General features: G+C 65.9%; 19 protein-coding genes. 11 read left to right on the top strand and 8 right to left on the bottom strand.

Annotated features, from left to right (window positions below):
* Positions 1-10: 10 nt before the first annotated feature.
* The 6 genes from dalD (at position 11) to ACEN9T_RS00830 (ending at position 7,046) form a co-directional block, all read left to right on the top strand.
* A complete protein-coding gene (dalD, locus tag ACEN9T_RS00855; RefSeq protein WP_413706144.1) occupies positions 11-1,429 on the top strand; it encodes a D-arabinitol 4-dehydrogenase in 1,419 nt (472 codons plus the stop codon).
* A gap of 68 nt (positions 1,430-1,497) precedes the next feature.
* Positions 1,498-2,997, top strand: a complete 1,500-nt coding sequence (gene xylB, locus ACEN9T_RS00850) for a xylulokinase (protein WP_413706143.1) — start codon at positions 1,498-1,500, stop codon at positions 2,995-2,997.
* Positions 2,994-3,941, top strand: coding sequence for a carbohydrate kinase family protein (locus ACEN9T_RS00845; RefSeq protein WP_413706142.1), 948 nt, complete (start codon positions 2,994-2,996; stop codon positions 3,939-3,941). Before xylB ends, ACEN9T_RS00845 begins: the two co-directional genes overlap by 4 nt.
* An 81-nt stretch (positions 3,942-4,022) precedes the next feature.
* Positions 4,023-4,355 carry a YnfA family protein gene (locus ACEN9T_RS00840; protein ID WP_260772698.1) on the top strand — a complete coding sequence of 111 codons (333 nt, stop codon included), beginning with the start codon at positions 4,023-4,025 and terminating at the stop codon, positions 4,353-4,355.
* A gap of 143 nt (positions 4,356-4,498) precedes the next feature.
* Positions 4,499-4,807, top strand: a complete 309-nt coding sequence (locus tag ACEN9T_RS00835) for a hypothetical protein (protein ID WP_413706141.1) — start codon at positions 4,499-4,501, stop codon at positions 4,805-4,807.
* Positions 4,808-4,895: 88 nt separating this feature from the next.
* On the top strand, positions 4,896-7,046 hold the full coding sequence (locus ACEN9T_RS00830) for an ATP-dependent helicase (protein WP_413706140.1): 2,151 nt from the start codon (positions 4,896-4,898) through the stop codon (positions 7,044-7,046).
* 25 nt (positions 7,047-7,071) lie between these two features.
* On the opposite strand, the gene mdtD is transcribed toward ACEN9T_RS00830, so the two are convergent.
* Positions 7,072-8,502, bottom strand: coding sequence for a multidrug transporter subunit MdtD (mdtD, locus tag ACEN9T_RS00825; RefSeq protein WP_092972079.1), 1,431 nt, complete (start codon positions 8,500-8,502; stop codon positions 7,072-7,074).
* Between the two features lie 179 nt (positions 8,503-8,681).
* On the opposite strand from mdtD, the gene fumC reads away from it, so the two are divergent.
* Both fumC and ACEN9T_RS00815 read left to right on the top strand, forming a co-directional pair.
* Positions 8,682-10,067 (top strand): class II fumarate hydratase, encoded by a 1,386-nt coding sequence (gene fumC / locus ACEN9T_RS00820; RefSeq protein ID WP_413706139.1) that lies wholly within the window; start codon positions 8,682-8,684, stop codon positions 10,065-10,067.
* A gap of 95 nt (positions 10,068-10,162) precedes the next feature.
* Entirely contained in the window at positions 10,163-11,209 is a 1,047-nt protein-coding gene (locus ACEN9T_RS00815; protein ID WP_413706138.1) for a diguanylate cyclase, read from the top strand.
* Between the two features lies 1 nt (position 11,210).
* On the opposite strand, the gene speD is transcribed toward ACEN9T_RS00815, so the two are convergent.
* From speD to ACEN9T_RS00790, 5 genes are all read right to left on the bottom strand, one after another.
* Positions 11,211-11,636, bottom strand: a complete 426-nt coding sequence (gene speD, locus ACEN9T_RS00810; RefSeq protein ID WP_092972082.1) for an adenosylmethionine decarboxylase — start codon at positions 11,634-11,636, stop codon at positions 11,211-11,213.
* Positions 11,633-11,818: a hypothetical protein gene (locus tag ACEN9T_RS00805; protein ID WP_039375299.1), complete on the bottom strand. Its 186-nt coding sequence runs from the start codon at positions 11,816-11,818 to the stop codon at positions 11,633-11,635. Before ACEN9T_RS00805 ends, speD begins: the two co-directional genes overlap by 4 nt.
* Positions 11,815-13,263, bottom strand: coding sequence for a DUF4178 domain-containing protein (locus ACEN9T_RS00800; RefSeq protein WP_413706137.1), 1,449 nt, complete (start codon positions 13,261-13,263; stop codon positions 11,815-11,817). The genes ACEN9T_RS00805 and ACEN9T_RS00800 overlap by 4 nt, the downstream gene beginning before the upstream one ends.
* Before the next feature lie 88 nt (positions 13,264-13,351).
* Positions 13,352-14,401 (bottom strand): SPFH domain-containing protein, encoded by a 1,050-nt coding sequence (locus ACEN9T_RS00795; RefSeq protein WP_413706136.1) that lies wholly within the window; start codon positions 14,399-14,401, stop codon positions 13,352-13,354.
* A gap of 49 nt (positions 14,402-14,450) precedes the next feature.
* Positions 14,451-14,849, bottom strand: coding sequence for a DUF350 domain-containing protein (locus ACEN9T_RS00790; protein ID WP_260772704.1), 399 nt, complete (start codon positions 14,847-14,849; stop codon positions 14,451-14,453).
* Between the two features lie 175 nt (positions 14,850-15,024).
* Between ACEN9T_RS00790 and ACEN9T_RS00785 the strand changes: the two genes are divergently transcribed.
* Together ACEN9T_RS00785 and ACEN9T_RS00780 are read left to right on the top strand one after the other, a co-directional pair.
* The gene (locus ACEN9T_RS00785; protein WP_413706135.1) at positions 15,025-16,602 is read left to right on the top strand and encodes a polyamine aminopropyltransferase; all 1,578 of its coding nucleotides are present in this window, start codon (positions 15,025-15,027) and stop codon (positions 16,600-16,602) included.
* The gene (locus ACEN9T_RS00780) at positions 16,602-18,224 is read left to right on the top strand and encodes an NAD(P)-binding protein (protein WP_413706134.1); all 1,623 of its coding nucleotides are present in this window, start codon (positions 16,602-16,604) and stop codon (positions 18,222-18,224) included. The genes ACEN9T_RS00785 and ACEN9T_RS00780 overlap by 1 nt, the downstream gene beginning before the upstream one ends.
* Before the next feature lie 23 nt (positions 18,225-18,247).
* Here ACEN9T_RS00780 and ACEN9T_RS00775 read toward each other — a convergent pair whose 3' ends face one another.
* Both ACEN9T_RS00775 and ACEN9T_RS00770 read right to left on the bottom strand, forming a co-directional pair.
* Positions 18,248-18,520: a hypothetical protein gene (locus ACEN9T_RS00775; RefSeq protein WP_413706133.1), complete on the bottom strand. Its 273-nt coding sequence runs from the start codon at positions 18,518-18,520 to the stop codon at positions 18,248-18,250.
* A gap of 419 nt (positions 18,521-18,939) precedes the next feature.
* On the bottom strand, positions 18,940-19,644 hold the full coding sequence (locus tag ACEN9T_RS00770; RefSeq protein WP_413706132.1) for a dienelactone hydrolase family protein: 705 nt from the start codon (positions 19,642-19,644) through the stop codon (positions 18,940-18,942).
* A gap of 184 nt (positions 19,645-19,828) precedes the next feature.
* Between ACEN9T_RS00770 and ACEN9T_RS00765 the strand changes: the two genes are divergently transcribed.
* Positions 19,829-20,191 (top strand): DUF1304 domain-containing protein, encoded by a 363-nt coding sequence (locus tag ACEN9T_RS00765; RefSeq protein WP_024978500.1) that lies wholly within the window; start codon positions 19,829-19,831, stop codon positions 20,189-20,191.
* Positions 20,192-20,377 lie beyond the last annotated feature (186 nt).

Below are 20,377 nucleotides of genomic sequence, written 5' to 3'. Positions count from 1 at the left end.
CTCCCCGATCATGCCCTCCCCCAACGCTTCTTCCACCTGGCTGCACCTGGGTGCCGGCTCCTTCCATCGCGCGCATCAGGCGTGGTATCTGCATCGCCTTCGCGAGACCGGCGACACGTCGTGGCGTTTAGCGCTGGCCAATATCCGCGACGATGCCGGCCCGCTGCTGCATGACCTTGCCGCTCAGCACGGCGCTTACACGCTGGAGACCGTCGACACCGCCGGCCATCGCGCGTACACGCGCGTCCAATCCATCGATGCCGTCGTGCCGTGGGATACCGAACTTGCCGCGCTGTGCGAGATCGGGGCGGCGCCCGATACGCGCGTGATCTCCTTTACCGTGACGGAGGGCGGCTACTACCTCGACCAGCAGCACCAGCTCGATGCCACGCAGCCGGACATCGCCGCCGACCTGCGCGGCGGTGCTGGCACGCTTTACGGCGCACTGGCCCGCCTGCTGCGCCTGCGTCTGCAGCGCGGCGGCGCTCCGCTCACGCTGCTCAATTGCGACAACCTGCGCCACAACGGCGAGCGCTTCCGCAGCGGCCTGCGCCAGTTCCTCACGCTGCGTGGCGAACCAGGCGACAGCGGCCTTGTTGCATGGCTCGACGCACATGCCAGCACACCCAACACGATGGTCGACCGCATCACGCCGCGCCCCACCGACGCGTTGCGCCAACGCGTGGCCGCGCAAACCGGCTGGCCAGACCGCTGCCCCGTGATGGCCGAGACCTTTGCGCAATGGGTGGTGGAAGACGACTTTCGTGCCGGGCGGCCCGCGCTCGAACGCGTGGGCGTGGAGTTCGTCGCCTCGGTGCTGCCGTACGAGGAAGCGAAGATCCGCGTGCTCAACGCCAGCCATAGCTGCATCGCCTGGGCCGGCACGCTGTTGGGGCTGCACACGATTGACGAAAGCGTTGCCGTGCCGTCCATCCACCGCATGGCGTGCGACTACGTGACCGACGATGTCATCCCGTGTCTCACGGCCAATCAGCCCAGCCCCATCGACCTGGCCGCCTACCGCGACACCGTGCTCGACCGTTTCGCCAATCCGCACATCAGGGATACCAACCAGCGCGTGGCGGCGGACGGTTTTTCGAAAATCCCGGGGTTCGTCACGCCCACGCTGGCGGAATCCTTTGCGCGCGGGCATGTGCCGCTTGCCACGGCAATGCTGCCGGCGCTGTTCTTCGTCTTCCTGGAGCACTGGCATGCGGGCACGCTGCCGTATGCCTATCAGGACGGCCAGTTCGATCCCGTTGCCGCGCAAGCCATGCTTGAGGCCGATGACCCGGTTGCGGTGTACTGCCGGAACGCCGCACTGTGGGGCAGCCTCGCGGGCACGGAAACGCTCACGAGCCTTGTTCGCAACGCCATCGAGCATGTGCGAGCGTGGCTGGCAGTCGAACAAGCCGCAACGGCCGGTTAGTTGCCAACCAACGTATCAGCGGATTCGCGCGACAATCCACGGTTCAAGCAACCGGACCCGGCGGCCCCATGTACCTCGGCATCGATCTCGGAACCTCGGAAGTCAAAATACTGCTGCTCGATGCAGCGGGCGCCATCGTCGGCACGGCGGGCGAGCCGCTCACCGTATCGCGGCCGCATCCGGGTTGGGCCGAGCAGACGCCGGAAGACTGGTGGCAGGCCACCAGCGCCGCTATCGGCAAGCTGCGCGAGGCCGCACCGGAAGCCTTTGCCGCCACACGCGCGATCGGCCTGTCGGGCCAGATGCACGGCGCGGTGCTGCTCGACGCACGCAACCGCGTGCTGCGTGCCGCCATGCTCTGGAACGACACACGCAGCACCGTGGAATGCCTTGAACTCACCCGCCGCGTGCCCGAGCTGCATACCGTTGCCGGCAACCTGGCAATGCCCGGTTTTACCGCGCCGAAGCTGCTGTGGAGCGCACGCCATGAGCGCGATGTGTTCAACGCCATTGATTGCGTGATGCTGCCCAAGGATTACCTGCGCCTTCGCCTGACGGGCGAGCGCGCATCCGACCCATCGGACGCGGGCGGCACGCTGTGGCTGGACGTGGCACAGCGCGCGTGGTCTGACGAACTGCTCGCCGCGACGGGCTTGTCACGCAGCCAGATGCCACGCCTGGTAGAAGGCAGCGCGCCCAGCGGCACGCTGCTGCCCGAGGTGGCCGATGCATGGGGCCTGGCGCGTGGCGTCGTCGTTGCTGGCGGCGGCGGCGATGGTGCGGCCAGCGCTGTGGGCATCGGTGCGACCCAGCCGGGCGATGGCTTTCTGTCGCTGGGCACGTCGGGCGTGATCTTTGTCGTCAATGACCGCTTCCGCCCAAACCCGGCTCAAGCCGTGCACGCGTTCTGCCATGCGCTGCCGGGGCGCTGGCATCAGATGAGCGTGATGCTGTCCGCCGCGAGCTGCCTGCGCTGGTTCTGCCGGCTGACAAGCGTGCCGGAAGCCACGCTGCTGCCTGAAATTGCCGCAGTGGCCGAATCTGAACGCAAGTCCGCACCGTTCTTCCTGCCCTACCTCAGCGGCGAGCGCACGCCGCACAACGATGCGTTTGCGCAAGGCCATTTTCACAACCTCACGCATGCCAGCGACCGCGCCGCGCTCGGTTACGCCGTGATCGAGGGCGTCGCCTTCGGCATGGCGGATGGCCTGGACGCATTGCGCGCAGCGGGCACGCAGGTTGCATCGCTCTCGTTTGTGGGCGGCGGCTCGCGCAGTCCATTCTGGGCGCAGTTGCTGGCCGACACCCTCAACACAGAACTGACAACGCATGTCGGCAGCGAAGCCGGTGGCGCGCTCGGTGCCGCGCGCCTGGGCTGGATGGCCGATGGCGGCATCGAAGCGGCCGTCTGCGCCAAGCCGCCCGTGCAAGCCACGTATCGGCCCGATGCCACACGCCACGCACGCCTTGCTGAACGGCTGTCGACATTCCGTGCGCTGTATCAGCGTGCTTCGCCGCTGCCGGTTACACCTTCCGCCCAAACGACTGAGCTGCCCTTGCCCGCATGACCGACGCCCTGCCCTTGCCCCGCCTCGTCGTCTTTGGCGAAGCGCTGACCGATTTCCTGCACCAAGGCAACGGCCAATGGCTCGCCCGGCCAGGCGGCGCATGCTGGAACGTCGCGCGCGTGGCAGCGCGCCTGGGCGTGCCCACGGGCTACGCAGGCGCCATCAGCAACGACGTGTTCGGCGATGCGCTCTTCGCCGATTCCCAGGCGGCTGGCCTCGACTTGCGCTTTCTGCAGCGGGTCGACCGCTCGCCATTGCTGGCGATGGTCACGTCCATCCAGCCGCCGCACTATTTCTTCGTGGGCGATGACAGCGCCGATCTGCATTTCGATGCGCAAGCCCTGCCCGCCGGCTGGCAAACGGCCGTGGAGATCGCCCACTTCGGCTGCATCAGCCTGGCGCGCGAGCCGCTGGGCAGCCGCCTCGTGGCGCTGGCCGAAACGCTGGCCGCGCAAGGCACCCGCATCACCTTCGACCCGAACTGGCGCACGGCGATGAACGCTCCGCACTACGCGCCGCTGCTGCTGCGCATGGCTGCCATCGCATCGGTCATCAAGGTGTCGGATGAAGATTTGCGCCAACTGTTTCCCGGGGATGCCGATCCACTGACCACGCTGCGCACCCTCGCGCCGCAGGCCGACATCCTGCTCACGCTCGGGGCGGAGGGCATGGAATGGATGGCAGCGGCGCACGGTGGGCAAGACGATCCGCGTATCGCCCAACCGGCCTTTGCCGTGCCGGTGGCGGACACCGTCGGCTGCGGCGATGCCGCCATGGGCAGCTGGCTGGCGAGCCTGCTGCAATCGCCCGAAGCGCCCGTGCAAGCGCACTTGCGCCAAGCCGCTGCGGCGGCCGCTCTCACCGCCACGCGCACCGGCGCGTATGCAGGCACGCAAGCCGAAATCGATGCGTTGCTGCAGACGCATGCCCCCTCGCCGGCCTGAGGTCGCCTGAGACCGTGTGGCAGCGCCGCCCTGCATGCCACAATCTGCGCCGTCTGCGTCTTGATTGCTCCGAGGCCCGCTTTGGAACTGCTTCGTATTGCCGTGCTGTTTGCCGTCACCGCCGTGGCGGAAATCGTCGGTTGCTATCTACCCTGGCTCGTGCTGCGGCAGGGCAAGCCGGTCTGGCTCTTACTGCCGGCGGCCGCCTCGCTGGCGCTGTTTGCGTGGTTGCTGACGCTGCACCCGACCGCAGCCGGCCGCACCTATGCCGCATACGGCGGCATGTATATCGCCGTGGCGCTGGTGTGGCTGCGCCTGGTCGACGGCGTGACGCTCACGCGCTGGGACATCGGCGGTGCGGCCATTGCGTTGACGGGAATGGCGGTGATCGCCCTGCAACCGCAGGCCAACTGATCGAATTGCACGCGATATTTAGGTTTTCCTGAGCGAAACGGAACCCTAAGCCACCGCCAGGATCGGAGGGAGGATCATTGCCGCGGCCATCGCGCTGCGCGCCGGTCATCTACCCACCCAACCGTTTTGCCCTGGAGGCCACGATGCCTGCCACCACCCTCAAACACCTTGTCGTGGCCGCGACGCTGATGTCGGCAGCAATGTCCGCTTCGGCCCTGACCACGTCGACCTTCACATTCACCGATCAGGACCTGCAAGGGATGCTCGCCCACAGTCAGCCGATCCAGCCGGCCAAAGCCGCCGAACCGGCGTCTACGGACACACTCCGCATCGGGCTGAGCGATCCAGGCACGCAGCTCGTGCTGCCCTGGTTCCTGGCGGACCTGGTGGAGGCCGTCAACCGGCGTGCTTCACCGCAGGATTTCGCGAAGAAGCTGCAGGACGGGATCTGATCCACCCTCCCATTCACCGCCCTCACTTTCCGAAAGCAGGCAGCACGGTGCTGTATATTCATACAGTTATTTTTTGTGACGCCATGCCGTGCTTACCGCCTCCTCCACCCCTGACACCGCCAATGCCCCGGCCAGCCCCGGCTACCTGGCCCAACTGAACGACCAGCAGCGCCAGGCGGTCGAGTTCGGTATTTCCGGGGCAGACGCGGCGGAAACCGGCCCGCTCCTCGTGCTGGCCGGAGCCGGGTCCGGCAAGACGCACACGCTGGGCTGGCGCGTGGCGCACCTGGTGGCCAACGGCGCCGATCCGCAACGCATCCTGCTGCTGACGTTTTCCCGCCGGGCGGCGAGCGAGCTGTCCAACCGCGCCGGCCACCTGCTGGCGCGTGCCATGCAGGGCGAGCGATCGAACAACGCCCTCAATTCGGCTGGCACTTCGTACAAAACCACCCTGCCCTGGGCCGGTACCTTCCACGGCATCGGCGCGCGCCTGCTGCGTGAATACGCCGAGCGCGTCGGCCTCGCGCCCGATTTCACCATCCACGACCGCAGCGATTCGGCCGATCTGCTCAACGTTGTGCGCCATGAGCTGAACCTGTCGACCAAGGAACGCCGCTTCCCGCTCAAGCAGACGTGCATCGCGATCTACTCGCGCGCCATCAACGCCGAGAGCCCGCTGAACGCCGTGCTCAAGCACCACTTTCCGTGGTGCGCGATGTGGGAAACGCAGCTGCGCACGCTGTTCGATGCATATGTCGAAGCCAAGCAGGCGCAGCACGTGCTCGATTACGACGACCTGCTGCTCTACTGGCACGCGATGGTGTCTGACGCAGAACTGGCGGCCGAGATCGGCGCGCGCTTCGACCACATCCTCGTCGACGAATACCAGGACACCAACCGGCTGCAGTCGTCCATCCTGCGTGTGCTGCGCCCGGACGGCCGCGGCGTTACCGTGGTGGGCGACGACGCGCAATCGATCTACGCATTTCGCGCGGCGACGGTGCGCAACATCCTCGATTTTCCGCGCCACTTTTCGCGGCCGGCGCACACCGTGCTGCTGGAGCGCAATTACCGGTCGACGCAACCGATTCTGGATGCCTCCAACGGCGTGATGCGCTTCGCAACGGAGCGCTTTGCCAAAACGTTGTGGACGGACCGCGCATCGACGCATCGCCCGCGTTTGATTTCGGTGCGTGACGAAGCCGAGCAGGCGCGCTGCGTGGCCGAGCGGGTGCTGCATCACCGGGAAGGTGGGCTGACGCTGAAATCGCAGGCGGTGCTGTTTCGCACCGCGAGCCACAGCGCGCCGCTGGAGATCGAGCTCACGCGCCGCAACATCCCGTTTGTGAAATACGGCGGCCTCAAGTTTCTGGAAGCCGCGCATGTGAAGGATGTGCTTTCGGTACTGCGCTGGGCCGAGAACCCGCGTAACCGCATTGCCGGGTTTCGCGTGATCCAGCTGCTGCCGGGTGCGGGCCCTGCCACGGCGGCACGCGTGCTCGACGCCATGGCGGAAGCGGCGGACCCGATTGCCGCACTGCTTGCCTACGAGCCACCGGCACGGCTGGCCGGCGACTGGTCTGCGCTGATGGCACTCATGCAAGCCCTGCGCACGCCCAAAGACAGTCTGGAATGGGCTGGCGAACTCGAAGCCGTAGGCGCCTGGTACACGCCGCACATGGAGCGCCTGCACGACGACGCAGCCGTGCGCCAGGGCGATCTGGACCAGCTCGCCCGCATGGCCGCCACGTACGCCACGCGCGAGCGCTTCCTGACCGAGATGACGCTCGACCCGCCCGAGCTGACCAGCGATGAATCGGGCGACCCGTACCGCGATGAGGACTACCTGATCCTCTCGACCATTCACTCATCGAAAGGCCAGGAGTGGAAGGCGGTGTATGTGCTGAACGCCGTGGACGGCTGCATGCCGGCCGATCTGGGCGCCGGTTCGCATGAAGAACTGGAAGAAGAACGCCGGCTGCTCTACGTGGCGATGACCCGTGCGCGCGAGCATCTGGACATCCTGGTGCCGCAGCGCTTCTACGTCACGCAGCAAACACCCAATGGCGATCGGCACATCTACGCGTCGCGCACGCGCTTCATTCCGCCTGCGCTGCTACCGCTGTTCGAAGCGTGCGCATGGCCGGAACCGGAGCCCGGCGCGGACCCTGCTGCAGAAGCGCGTGCCGCAGCCAAGGTCGACCTGAGCAAGAAGATGCGCGGCTACTGGAAAAAGTAGCCAGCGCGATCGCCGAAGGGTGCAGTCAATGCACCTCCAACTCGGGCTGCTTGACGACCTGCGTCGACTCGAAGCGCGAGAGCTGGGCGAAGATCCACGCGGCCGCGCAGGTCATGACGCCCACGCAGACAAACGTCTTGTGGAACGCAGCCAGCGTGTCGCGCCCTTCCGGCCCGGCGGTGAAGTCCGTAAAGCCCGTGAGCAACGCGCCGGCTGCGGCCACGCCCAGGCTCATCGACAGCATCATCACCATCGACAGCATGCTGTTGCCAGCGCTGGCCAGCGGGCCGGTCAGGTCCTTCAGCGTGAGCGTGTTCATGGCCGTGAACTGCATCGAGTTGAAGGTGCCGAAGACCGCCAATTGCACGATGCGCAGCCACACCGGCACGTTGGGCGTCATCACAGCAAAGCTGGCCATCATCAGGCCGACCATGACCGTGTTGACAGAGAGCATGCGGCGATATCCGTAGCGCTTGATGGCCCACGTGCCCAACGGCTTGGCGGCCATGCCGGCAGCGGCCACCGGCACCATCATCAGCCCGGCCTGCAGCGGCGTGTAGCCCAGGCTCACCTGCAGCAGCAGAGGAATAAGGAACGGCATCCCGCCGCTGCCGATGCGCGCAAACAGATTGCCCAGCACACCAATCGAAAAGCTCGGAATGCCGAACAGCGTGCGCGGAAACAGCGGCCCGGTCACGCGCCCCGCATGCAGCCAGTAAGCCGTGAGCGCGGCCAGACCGAAGATCAGCAGCACCAGCACCGTGGCGTGCTGGAAGCCCAGTTCCGACAGCCCATCGAGCGAGAACGACACCGCCGCCATGCCAAAGGCCAGCATCAGGTAGCCGGACCAGTCGAAGCGGTTGTCGTCTTCAGCGTGCACATCGGGCATCACCTTGAGCGTGACCAGCGCGCCGATCACCCCCACGGGAATATTGATCAGGAAGATCCAGTGCCACGACACGGCCTCCACCAGCCAGCCTCCCAGCGTCGGGCCGATCAGCGGGCCGATCAGCCCCGGGATAGTGACGAAACTCATGGCGGGCAAAAACTGCTCCCGCGGCACCACCCGCAGCACCGTCAGCCGCCCCACGGGCATCAGCAGCGCGCCGCCCACGCCTTGCACCACGCGGGAGGCAATCAGCATGGTCAGGCTGCGGGACTCCGCGCAGAGCAAGGAACCGATCGTGAACAGGAAGATGGCGGCGAAGAACATCTTTCGCGTGCCGAAGCGATCGGCCAGCCAGCCCGAGGCCGGCATCAGCATGGCGGTCGTCAGCGTGTAGGCGATGATGACCGACTGCATCTTCAGCGGGCTTTCCGACAGGCTGCGCGCCATGGCCGGCAAGGCGGTGTTGACGATGGTGGAATCGAGGGTCTGCATGAACAGACCCATGGCCACCAGCCAGAGGAGCGGTTTCAGCGATTTGTCGAGCGAGGCGGAGGGCGTGGTGGGCATGGGGCGGGGAGGCGGAAGCGGCGGGGTGTGCGAGGCAGCCGTCATTGTGGCGTGCCTCGCCCGAGCCCGCAAACGCTGTACTCGGCCAAGCTGGCGTATCCGCCCTACCGCCAACAGGGGCACTGGGCTCTGCCTATACTGGAGCGTTCATTCCAGTCACCTCGTGCCATTCCTCTGCCATGACGACCCGTACCGAACGCGACACCTTTGGCCCCATTGAAGTCCCTGCCGACCACCTGTGGGGCGCACAAACGCAACGCTCGCTGCAGAACTTCGACATTGCCGGCGACCGCATGCCGCGCGAGTTGATCGACGCGCTCGCCCGCATCAAACGTGCCAGCGCCACCGTCAACCATCGGCTCGGGCTGCTCTCCGCGGAGAAGGCCAACGCCATCGTGGGGGCAGCCGATGAAGTCATCGCAGGCAAGCACCCGAATGAATTTCCGCTGGTGGTCTGGCAAACGGGCTCGGGCACGCAGACCAACATGAACATGAACGAGGTGCTAGCCAACCGCGCCAGCGAACTGCTGGGCGGCGAGCGTGGCGAAGCGCGCCTCGTGCATCCGAACGATGACGTCAACCGCAGCCAGTCGTCCAATGACGTGTTCCCCACGGCGATGCACGTGGCGGCCGTGACGGCCATCACGCGGCACCTGCTGCCCTCGCTGCGCACGCTGCGCGAGACGCTCGCCAAGAAAGCCGAGGATTTCAACGACATCATCAAGATTGGCCGCACGCATCTGCAGGACGCGACGCCACTCACGCTTGGCCAGGAGTTCTCGGGCTACGTCGCGCAGTTGCAGCACAACGAGACGCACCTGAACGCCGCCCTGCCCCACCTGTGCGAACTGGCGCTGGGCGGCACGGCCGTCGGCACAGGCCTGAACGCCCCCAGCGGCTACGCAGAACAGGTGGCAGCAGAACTGGCGCAACTGACCGGCCTGCCCTTCATCACCTCGCCGAACAAGTTCGAGACCATGGCATCGGCGGATGGCCTCGTACACGCGCACGGCGCGCTGAAAACGCTGGCCGCCAGCCTCACCAAGATTGCCAACGACATCCGGTGGCTGGCCAGCGGCCCGCGTAGCGGCCTGGGCGAAATCTCCATCCCCGAGAACGAGCCGGGCTCGTCCATCATGCCGGGCAAGGTCAACCCCACGCAAAGCGAAGCCGTGACGATGCTATGCGCGCAGGTGTTCGGCAACGACGTTGCAGTGAACATCGGCGGCGCATCGGGCAACTTCGAACTGAATGTGTTCCGCCCGATGATCGCCTACAACTTCCTGCATAGCGTGCGCCTGCTGGCCGACGGCATGCGCAGCTTCAACGACCATTGCGCAGCGGGCATCGAGCCGAACCGCGACCGTATCGCCGAGTTGGTACAGCGCTCGCTGATGCTGGTGACGGCGCTCAACCCGCATATTGGCTACGACAAATCGGCGCAGATTGCCAAGAAAGCGCACAAGGAAGGTACGAGCCTGCGCGAAGCCGCCCTGGCGCTGGGCTATGTCACGCCCGAGCAGTTCGATGCGTGGGTGCGGCCGGAGAACATGGTCGGCCACTAACGTGATGTGTCGCGGGCCCGCGGCTTGCTACGCGTGAGCTATCCCTCTCCCATTGCCCGTTTCAAGCGCGCCGGCCCGACCGGCGCCCCCTGCGCATGAAACCCGCCCCCATTCCGGATAACGAAGCAGAACGTCTGGCCTCCCTCCAGGACATGCTGTTGCTGTCCACGCCGGATGAGGAACTGTTCGACCGCGTCACGCGCACGACCAAGCGGGTGTTTGAAGCGCCCATCGTGCTCGTGTCGCTCATCGACGCCCAGCGCCAGTGGTTCAAATCGTGCATCGGTCTGAGCGTGCGCGAGACCCCGCGCGACATCTCGTTCTGCGGGCATGCCGTGGCCGAAGACCAGATGCTGGTCATTCCCGACGCCATGGCCGACCCGCGCTTTGCCGATAACCCGCTCGTTATCGGCGCGCCGCACATCCGTTTCTATGCCGGGCGGCCCGTCAGGAACCTAGCGGGCTACGCCGTCGGCACGCTCTGCGTGATCGACCAGAAGCCGCGAGAGTTCGACCAGGCCGAGCAAGAGCTGCTCGACGACTTGGCCAGTTGGGTGGAATCGGGTTTTCGCGAACGTGAACTGAGCGAAACGCAGCGCTCCATCCTGACCGAGCTGCAGGTCGCACGCCATGAGAGCCTGACCGACCCGATGCTGAGCATCTGGAACCGGCGCGCTGCGATGGAACTGCTCACACGCGAATGTGGCCACGCGATGCGGCACGGGCAGCCGCTTTCATTGCTGGTGGTGGACGTGGACCACTTCAAGCGCGTGAACGATACCTACGGTCACCCCGCGGGCGATACGGTATTGATTGAAATCGCGCGCACGCTGCGGGTGAATTCACGCCCCGTCGATGCGGTGGGCCGCTACGGCGGCGAAGAATTCCTGGTGTTGCTGCCCGACACGACCACCCAGCAGGCCGCCAGCATCGCGGAACGACTCCGTAGCGCGGTGGAAGCCTTGGTGATTGCCACGCCCGAGGCCGACATTCGCTGCACCATCAGCCTGGGCCTGGCGAGCTGCGAGCCGGGGCGCAACCTGTGTACGCCCACAGACCTCATCATGCGCGCCGATGCCGCGCTGCTCGCTGCCAAACGGCTGGGGCGCAATCGCGTGATATTCGACGGCCAGCCGGTGTAGATCAGTTCGGCGCAGGCTCGCCGCCGCGGCGGGCGACGCGCACGTCAACACGTTCCGGCGCCAACGCACGCTCGAACACCGCGCGCGCGGCATGCGTCGTGCCAGTGCCGCACATGAACGCATCGATGGCAGCAAAGCCGTGCTCGGGCCAGGTGTGAATGGAAAGATGCGATTCGGCAAGCAATAACACACCGGTCACGCCGCCCTGCTCGCCAGCAGGCAAGCCCGTGCGCACGGAATCGAAACGATGCAGATGTGCATGCAGGATGGTGGCGCCCAGTGCGTCGGCAGCATCGCGCAGCGCGGTTTCCAGTGCAGCGGCATCGCGCAGCAGCGCAGGCGCCACGCCGTACAGATCGAGCAGAAGATGCTCGCCCACGGCGGCGGACGCCTCATCCACCGAAAGCGCTGCGTCAGTGCGCGTCACTTGTGGCCCCCGCTGAAGCCGCCGCCATAACCGCTGCCGCCCGATGAGCCGCCCCAGTAAGACGATCCGCCCGTGCTGCTGCCGTAAGACGGCGTGCGCGGCGCGGCAAAGCCGGCCTTCCAGTCCATATAGGTCGCGCCAATCACCACGGCCACGGCATAGAGAACGAACCAGTTCTTCATTCCCCGCCCCCAATCTTGGCGACCAGCCACGCGGGCACCAGCAACAGCAGTGCCGCAAAGAACGTGATACCGAACACGGAGCCGGGCGCCATGAAGAACGGCACGAGGTTCAGCAGACCGAGCAGCACGCAGGCCACCACCGCCACCGTCATGTAGTTCGACGATGATGCCTTGGCCGGCTCGGCGACCACCTTGCCGAACCACGCCTTGATCTGCGCGGCGCTGACCGGCGTGCTTTTGGACCACGTCAGCTCATGCGCGTCGCTCTCCGCCGCCAGGCTTTCCTCGCCGGCGGCATATTCGACAACGCGCGTCTGGTCGCCCGATTGGACACGCCAGTTGAAGGCTCCGGCGGCGTAGGTCACTCGCGAGGTGTAATCCTCGTCGCGGGCGTAGACCTTGCCGTCGAGCACTGCGGTGCGCCCGTCCCGCTGGGTGGGCCAGCGGTCGAGTACGTTGGCGCGGAACCAGCCGTCATCGGTTTCGACCATCCAGCTGAAGCCGCGCTTAGGGGTGTACAGCAAGTATTCGAACCATTCGCCTCCGCCGTCGACGACCGTGCGGCGCATCACGCCGATCACCTGCCACTGCAGGCCATCGATGAGCGCCTTGTCGCCCAGCTCCAACGTGGTGGCCACCTGCGGCACCGACCGCGCGCGCGCAATGATGTCGCCGCGCGGCGTGGCGGCATCAATGGCTGCGCCGCAGCCGGGGCACAGCACATGGCCCGTCAGGCCGGGGCTGAACGGGATCGACGTGCCGCACTGCGGGCAATCGAGATTCGTGAGCTTGCCCGGGACGCGGCCGGCGGTTTCCTTGATCTCCGCGTCGGTGCGCAGAAGCTGGCACTTGAGCACGTCGAGCGTGGTGGCTTCGCCCACGTAGAGCGTGGGGGCCGTGCCGTCGGAGTAATCCAGCGTGATGAAAGCGTCTTCTCGGCGGCCATCGGCCACGCGCGCATGCCAGCCTTCGCCCACGCGGAACGGCAATTCGCCCTGGCCGCCTGTGCAATCGGCCTCGCGCACGTCGGACAGCGTGAATTGCGTGCCCTCGGCATCGTAAAGCTGACCCGGGCGCAGCCCTTCGAACGCAACCGCATTGGCCGGCGTACCGCGCGCGAACGTCATCGTGACCTGCCCGGACGCCTCTGCGAGCCAGCCATCGGTGCCGTCGTCAAACAGCACGTACCACTCGTTCCAGAAGCCCGCGTCGTAGCGCAACTGGATGCGCCCGACAACGGTGAACGCCTTGTTCTTGTAGCGCCCGGTGGTGCCGATCTGCACGCGCGCGTAGTCCTCCAGCACGGCAGACATCTTGCCGATGTCGGACAGCGTCTCGCCGTCGCGCAGCAACGTGCTTTTGCAGAAGCTGCACACCGCCATGACGGCAGCGGCAGACTTCAGTTCCACCGGCGCGCCACACGCCGGGCAGTTGGCATGAAACATGGTCAGGTCGTTCGATTGCGCGAAAAATTGCGCAGAAAAACGGGCGGCTTGCGGTGCCGCCCGGTCATCCGATCAGCGGGGCCGAAGCTCAGCCTCCGGTCAGTGCCTTGAGCACGGCAGCCTTGCCGGCGTCAAAGTCAGCTTGCGTGATGAGGCCCTTGTCGAGCAGTTCCTTGAGCTTGGCCAGGCGAGCGGTGGGGTCGTCCGCTGCCGGAGCGGCAGGTGCCGCAGCCGCAGGTTGAGCCGCCGGAGCAGCTGCCCCGCCAGCGTTGCCTTGCACTGCCGTGCGCAGGCTGTCGGCCATCGCCTGGCCCATCGCCAGCCCTGCCGCCAAACCCGCGCCCGTACCGGCGATGCCGCCCTCGTTGCGCGCGGCCAGCGGCAGCGATTCGGCCGTCTGGTATTGCGTGAAGCGCTGCATGTCGCCGGTCATGTCCATGCTGATGCGGCGGTCCAGTGCGGCCTGCAGCTCGTCCGGCAGCGTGACACTGGAAACCTGGAAGCTGTCGAGCGCCAGGCCGTACTGCGTGAACTGCGGCAGCAGCGCCTCGCGCACCTTGTTCGACATCAGCATCTGGTTGGCGGCCAGGTCCAGGAACGGCACGCCGGATTCGCCAAACGCCGTGGCCATCGCACCCATGATGACGGGGGCGAGTTGCGCCTCGACTTCATCCACGGTGTAGATGTCGCGCGTGCCGCTCACCTGCTGGTAGAACAGCTTCGGATCGGCCACGTGGTAGGCGTACACGCCAAACGCGCGCAGGCGGATCATGCCGAAATCCTTGTCGCGCACCGTCACCGGCTGCGGCGTGCCCCAGCGGCGGCCGAGCTGCTGGCGCGTGCTGAAGTAATAGACATCGGACTTGAAGGGGGATTCGAACAGCTTGTCCCAGTTCTTCAGGTACGTGAGAACGGGCAGCGTCTGCGTGGTCAGCTTGAAGGTGCCGGCGCTGAACACGTCGGCGATCTGGCCTTCGTTGACGAACATCGCCATCTGCGAGTCGCGCACGACCAGGGTGCCGCCGTTCTGGATTTCCATGTCCTGCATCGGATAGCGCCAGGCAAGCACGCCATCTTCGCTCTCCGTCCATTGCAGGATGTCGATGAACTGCTTCTTGATGAAACTGGACAGGCTCACAGCAAACTCCTTCGCGATGATTCGCGGGGCAGGAACAATCAGAACAAGGTCAGGACAGGCACGCCGCGTTGATCACGCCCACGGCCAGCGCACTCACGCCAAACAGCATACCGGCGGCGATATTGTTGTGCTCGATCTGCAAGCGGTAGTCCGGCATCAGCCGCGTGAGCACCAGAAAGACGATCAGTTGCACCACCGACGCCATCACCGCCCAGAACAGGAAGGGCACCAGGCCATCGGCATGTGTGATGCTTGACGCAATGGTCAGCACGAAGCCGAGCAGCGCACCGGACAGCGACAGCGCTGCCGCAATATTGCCTTCACGGATCAGCTTGAACTCGTCATACGGCGTCAGGCGCAGGTAGACGAAAAAGAAGCCGGAGAACACCACGGCGCCGGCCAGCAGGTGCGAAGCGTAGGCGATCACGGAAGCGGTCATGTCGGGCATGGGAAGGCCGTGCAGTACATAGGTGGCGCCACTATAGCGGCTGATGCGCCGCTTGCGTACCCCCCGATGCGGCCATGCAGCCGCCGGCTCGCCGGGAGGGAAAAAAGGCGGCACAATCGCGCTCGCCTTGGCATCCGCCGTTTGTTAACACCCCTTCATTTTCCACCTTCGCAGCATGTCGACGCCGCAGCCTGACGCCACATACGAACCCACGCAGCCTGCGGGCCGCGGCAATGCCCTGCTGGTCCTCGCCGTCTTCGTGGTTGCCTCGTGCGGGCTCGCGTACGAATTGATTGCCGGGGCATTGGCTTCGTATCTGCTGGGCGATTCCATCCTGCAGTTCTCTTCCATCATCGGCGCCTATCTGTTTGCCATGGGCATCGGCTCATGGCTCTCGCGCTACGTGGCGGACGAGGCGCTACTCGCCCGCTTTGTCGATCTGGAATTGCTGGTCGGGCTGTTTGGCGGCGTGTCGGCTGCGGCGCTGTTTGCGTTGTTTGCGCTGGAATCGGCCCCGTTCCGGCTGGTGCTGTACGCGCTGGTGACGGTGATCGGCGTGCTGGTCGGCATGGAGATCCCGCTGGTAATGCGCATGCTGCATCGGCGCCAGGCCAAGTTCTCCGATCTCGTCAGCCGCGTGCTGACGTTCGATTACCTTGGCGCGCTGGCGGTGTCGCTACTGTTTCCGCTGGTGCTGGCGCCGCGCCTGGGGCTCGTGCGCACCGGCTTCCTGTTCGGCCTGTTCAATACGGCGATTGCGGTCTGGACGCTCTGGCACTTTCGCACAGAGCTGGCGCTCACGGCCCGCATGCGCACGGCGATGGCGTGGCGCGCCGGCGCAGTGGCTGCAGCATTGCTTGCGGGCTTTGGCGCATCCGACAAGCTCACGCATTGGTCGGAACGCGCGCTTTTTGGCGACGAGATCATCCACGCGATTTCCTCGCCGTATCAGCGGCTGGTGGTGACGCGCTGGAAGGACGACCTGCGCCTGTACATCAACGGCAACCTGCAGTTTTCTTCGCGCGACGAATACCGCTATCACGAGGCGCTGGTGCTGCCCGCGCTGGAATCGGTGCGCGGCGCGCGGCGCGTGCTGGTGCTGGGCGGTGGGGACGGCCTCGCGCTGCGGCAGATCCTGAAGTACCCGCAGATCGAGCACGTCACGCTGGTCGACCTGGACCCGCGCATGACGAACCTGTTCTCGCACGCCGAAGCGCTGGTCGCGCTCAATCAGCATGCGTTCAGCGACCCGCGCGTGACGGTGGTCAACGCCGATGCAGCGCAATGGATGCAGACCGCTACCGACATGTTCGACGTCGCCATCGTGGATTTTCCAGACCCGTCCAACTTCAGCATTGGCAAGCTATATTCGGTGCCGTTCTACCGGCTGCTGTCGCGCCACTTGGCAGACACGGGGCTCGTGGTCATCCAGGCGACGTCGCCCTACTTCGCGCCGCGCTCGTACTGGTGTGTGGATGCGACATTGAAGGAAGCCGGCTATCGCACATGGCCGTACCACGCGCTGGTGCCGTCCTTCGGTGAATGGGGCTTCATCCTGGCCGCGCCGGGCCGCGCAGACTTCCAGCCGCCCACCTCATACCGCGTGCCGACGCGCTTCCTGGATGCCGACACCACGCACCAGATGTTCAGCTTCGCGCCCGACATGCCGCGCCCGCAGGTGGAACCGAACCGGCTGAACAACCAATCGCTGGTGCGGTATTTCGAAGAAGACTGGCACGGCGTGCTCCGCTGATGGCAACGCGACGCAGCTTTCTTGTGGGTGCAGCTGCGGCCGGTGTGGCTGCGGCGGGTGCCGCTTCGTGGGCAGGCTTTCGCGCCTTTACCGAAATCACGCCCAACGTGCGCATGCCCGGCCAGGCTGCGGGCCATCGGCTGCGCGACCTGCGCACGCTGCCGGCACCATCGGAAACGCGGCGCGTGGGCGTTGCCATTTGCGGCAGCGGCATCGGCGGATTGAGCTGTGCGTGGCGACTCGCAAAAAGCGGCCGGCGCGACGCGGTGGTGGTAGAAGGCCCGGAGCGCTATGGCAATGCCGCTGGCGGCGCCTTCGGTACGCAGCGCTTCCCGACCGGAGCGCATTATCTGCCGCTGCCGTCGATGGAATCGACGCACGTGCGCGAGATGCTGGCCGACTTTGGCGTGATCGAGCGTGACCCGTTTGCCCTGCGCCCGACGTACGACGAACGCGTGCTCGTGCACGCCCCCGATGAACGCCTGTGGCTAGGCAATCGCTGGCAAGACGGCTTTGTGCCGCATGAAGGCATTACTGAAGCGGAACGCGCCGAGCACACACGGTTCTTCGCCCACATCGACCGGCTGCGCCAGACCACCGGCGCCGACGGCCGCCGCGTCTTTGCCGTGCCCACGGCGCTCTCGTCCGCAGACCCGGCATGGCGCGCGCTCGATGCGCTCACCTTCCGCGACTGGCTGCACCGCGAGGGCTACCATGCCTCCACCCTGCACTGGTATGCCGACTACTGCTGCCGCGACGATTACGGCGTCACCGCCGATCACGTTTCCGCCTGGGCCGGCATTGCCTATTTCGCCAGCCGCGGCGGCATGGCGAGCAACGCCGAACAAGGCACCGTGCTCACGTGGCCGGAAGGGCTGGACTGGATGGCCGAGCGAATGTTCAAAGCTGCCGGATTGAACGAGCCGGGCCGCTTGCTACCGGGCAGCGCCGCGCGCATCGGCATGACGAACGAGGCCGGCGCACGCGTCTTCGCCGATGTACTGCAGGCAGACGGCAGCGTCGTGCGCCTGCTGGCCGATCACGTGGTCAGCGCGATGCCGCTGCACGTTGCCAAGCACGTCGTCGAGGGCTTTGATGTGCCCGCCGCCGAGTTGCCTGAAACCGCGCCGTGGCTGCTCGCCAATCTGCTCATCGACGGCTTTCCGCCCGAACACGACGACACGCCGCTGGCGTGGGACAACGTGGTGTATCGCGGCACGGGGCTGGGCTATGTGGTGGCCAATCACCAGGACATTCGCGTCGGGCCGCCCGCGCAGAGCGTGTTCACGGCCTACGTGGCGCTGTCTGACATGACACCGAAGGCCGCGCGCGCATGGCTGCTGAAGGCATCGCCGCAAGCACTGCTCGATCGCGCGCTGGCCGATCTCGATACGGTGTACGGCATCCGCCTGCGCACCCAGATCCGCCGGGCCGACCTGACGCTACGCGGCCACGCGATGGCGATTCCCACACCGGGCTTCCTCTCTCGACCGGGCATTGCGCGCCTTCGTGAGAGCGCCGGGCCGATCCACTACGCGCATGCGGACCTGTCCGGCTACTCCGTGTTTGAAGAAGCCGCGTGGTGGGGAGATCGGGCGGCGCGGCGCATCCTCGGTGGCTGATTGCTGGCGCCGCCGCAGGGCATCTAGCGCAACCGCGCAATCTCGGCCATCAGTTCCCACGTGGCCGGATCGATATCGCTGCGCTCAAGCGCCAGCGATAGATACGCTCCGATCATGTCGACAAACCCGCGCGCAAATGCGGGCGAATATGCGCTGCCCGTGTACTGCATCAGTTGCTGCCGCAAGAGGCGCGGCCGGTGCTGTCCAAACTCGCGCACGTAGGCCTGCGTTCGGCAGAGAAAGGTTCGCGCCTCGAGCGCACCGTCAAGGTAGACGCGGCGTTTGGTGAGTGTCATGGGCGGCTCCGCATCGCAACGGAACGGGGCACAACCAAGGCGGAGAAGGATAGGACGCGGGGCGACGCCCGCTGAACACAACAGTCATGGAGCCTCCTACGGATAGCAAAAGGCCCGACTAGTCGCTGCTAAACGAGGGTGGCGGGCCCGACGACAGGGTTAGCAGACCGGCCCGTAGGACGCCGGCGACCCGAAGGTCCCCTGCCCGGCCCGCCATGATGCAGACGTGCACGAGCACGGACGTAAAAAAGCCGCGCGAGGCGGCCGTCCGGCCATACGGTAAAAATAGGCTGCTAAACCCAGCTGCCGTTGGTGCGGCAGCGCCGTGAATTATAGCGGCGGCAACGGCGCAGCCCACATGCGAAATTGCAGCATTTCGTGAGCGCGCCGTACCGCCAAACCCGCCCTCCTGTGTGGGCTTACCAGAGTGTGCGGCCGAAGAACGTCAGCGCGCGATCCCAGGCGTGTTGCGCCCACACCGGGTCGTACTGCGTGATGGCGATGCGGTTTTCGCCCACGGCCGTTTCATTGGCGAAGGCGTGGTGCGCGAGATAGCGATGAAAGTCCACATCGACGCCGGCATCGACGAGCTTCTTTTCCAGCGCATCGACGCCCTCGATCTTGAAGGCGGTGTCCTGCGTGCCCCAGTGGCCCTGCACCGGCACCTTGATCTTCGAGGCGTCGATGTATTCCAACGGAGGGTAGCCGTACCACACCACGCCAGCATCCGCTTCCGGCACATTGCTCAGCGTCAGGAGCGTCAGCGCGCCGCCCATGCAGTAGCCCGTCACGCCCACGCGGCCGCAGGTCTGCTTGAGGTATTGGACGGCGCCGCGCACGTCCTGCGTAGCCGCGTCGCCAAAATTCAGGTTGGTCATCAGGTGGTGGGCTTCCTCCTCTTCTACCGTCATCTTGCCGCGGTAGAGATCGGGCACCAGGGCCACGTAGCCCGCGCGCGCGAGGCGGTCCGCCACGCCGCGAATCTGGTCGTTCAAGCCCCACCACTCCTGGATGACGACGATGCCCGGGGCGCCTTCCGCCTTGGCGGGCTGGGCCAGATAGCCCTGGACATCCTGCCCGTCCGGGCGCTTGAACGAGATCATGGATCCTTGGGTTGCGGTCATGCGATGGCTCCTCTGCCTGGAACGAAAGCGCACAGGATAGTCCTGGCGGATGAAATTTGCAGCCAGCGCATTTGCGGTAATGGGCCTTCGTGCGCCCTTGCCCAGCCGATACCCCTCCATCAGGGTGCCGATACGCGGCGCAAAGTCTCTATCATGGCGGCACGCTCACATCTGACTGCCTCCCATGATCAAAACCCTCGGCCTCATCGCCTACCTGCTCGTATTGCTGATCCACGTCTATATCGTTGTGCTCGAAATGGTGCTCTGGAAGACGCGCGGGCCCAAGGTCTTCGGCATGACGCCCGAGAAAGCCGCCGAAACTGCGGCCATGGCGTCCAATCAGGGCCTGTACAACGGCTTTCTGGTGGCTGCGCTGGTGATTGGGCTGGTGGCGCCAGACCCGACCGTCAACGCGTCGTTCGCGCTGTTCGGGCTGATCTGCGTGGCGGTGGCCGGCATCTGGGGCGCCATCACCGTCAACAAGCGGATTCTTTTCGTGCAGACGGTGCCGGCTGTGGCGGCGTTGGTGCTGGGGTGGTTCGCCTGAGGGCGATAGGCGATGGGTGCTGAAGCGACGGCGGTAGTGCTTGTCTGCCGCTCCGCCGCGCACTAGCTTGAAAGGAGTCAGGAGCGCGTTAGACGACGCGCTCTCGCCAACCGGGTCCTCGCACATGCCGCCTGCAGACTGCCAAACGCTCCGACTGCTGGGCCGGGCGCTGCTGCTGGCAACCCT

It is taken from the genome of Ralstonia sp. Ralssp110, assembly GCF_047325135.1.
Classification (GTDB): Bacteria; Pseudomonadota; Gammaproteobacteria; order Burkholderiales; family Burkholderiaceae; genus Ralstonia; species Ralstonia mojiangensis.
This window is presented reverse-complemented; position numbering and strand designations above follow the sequence as displayed.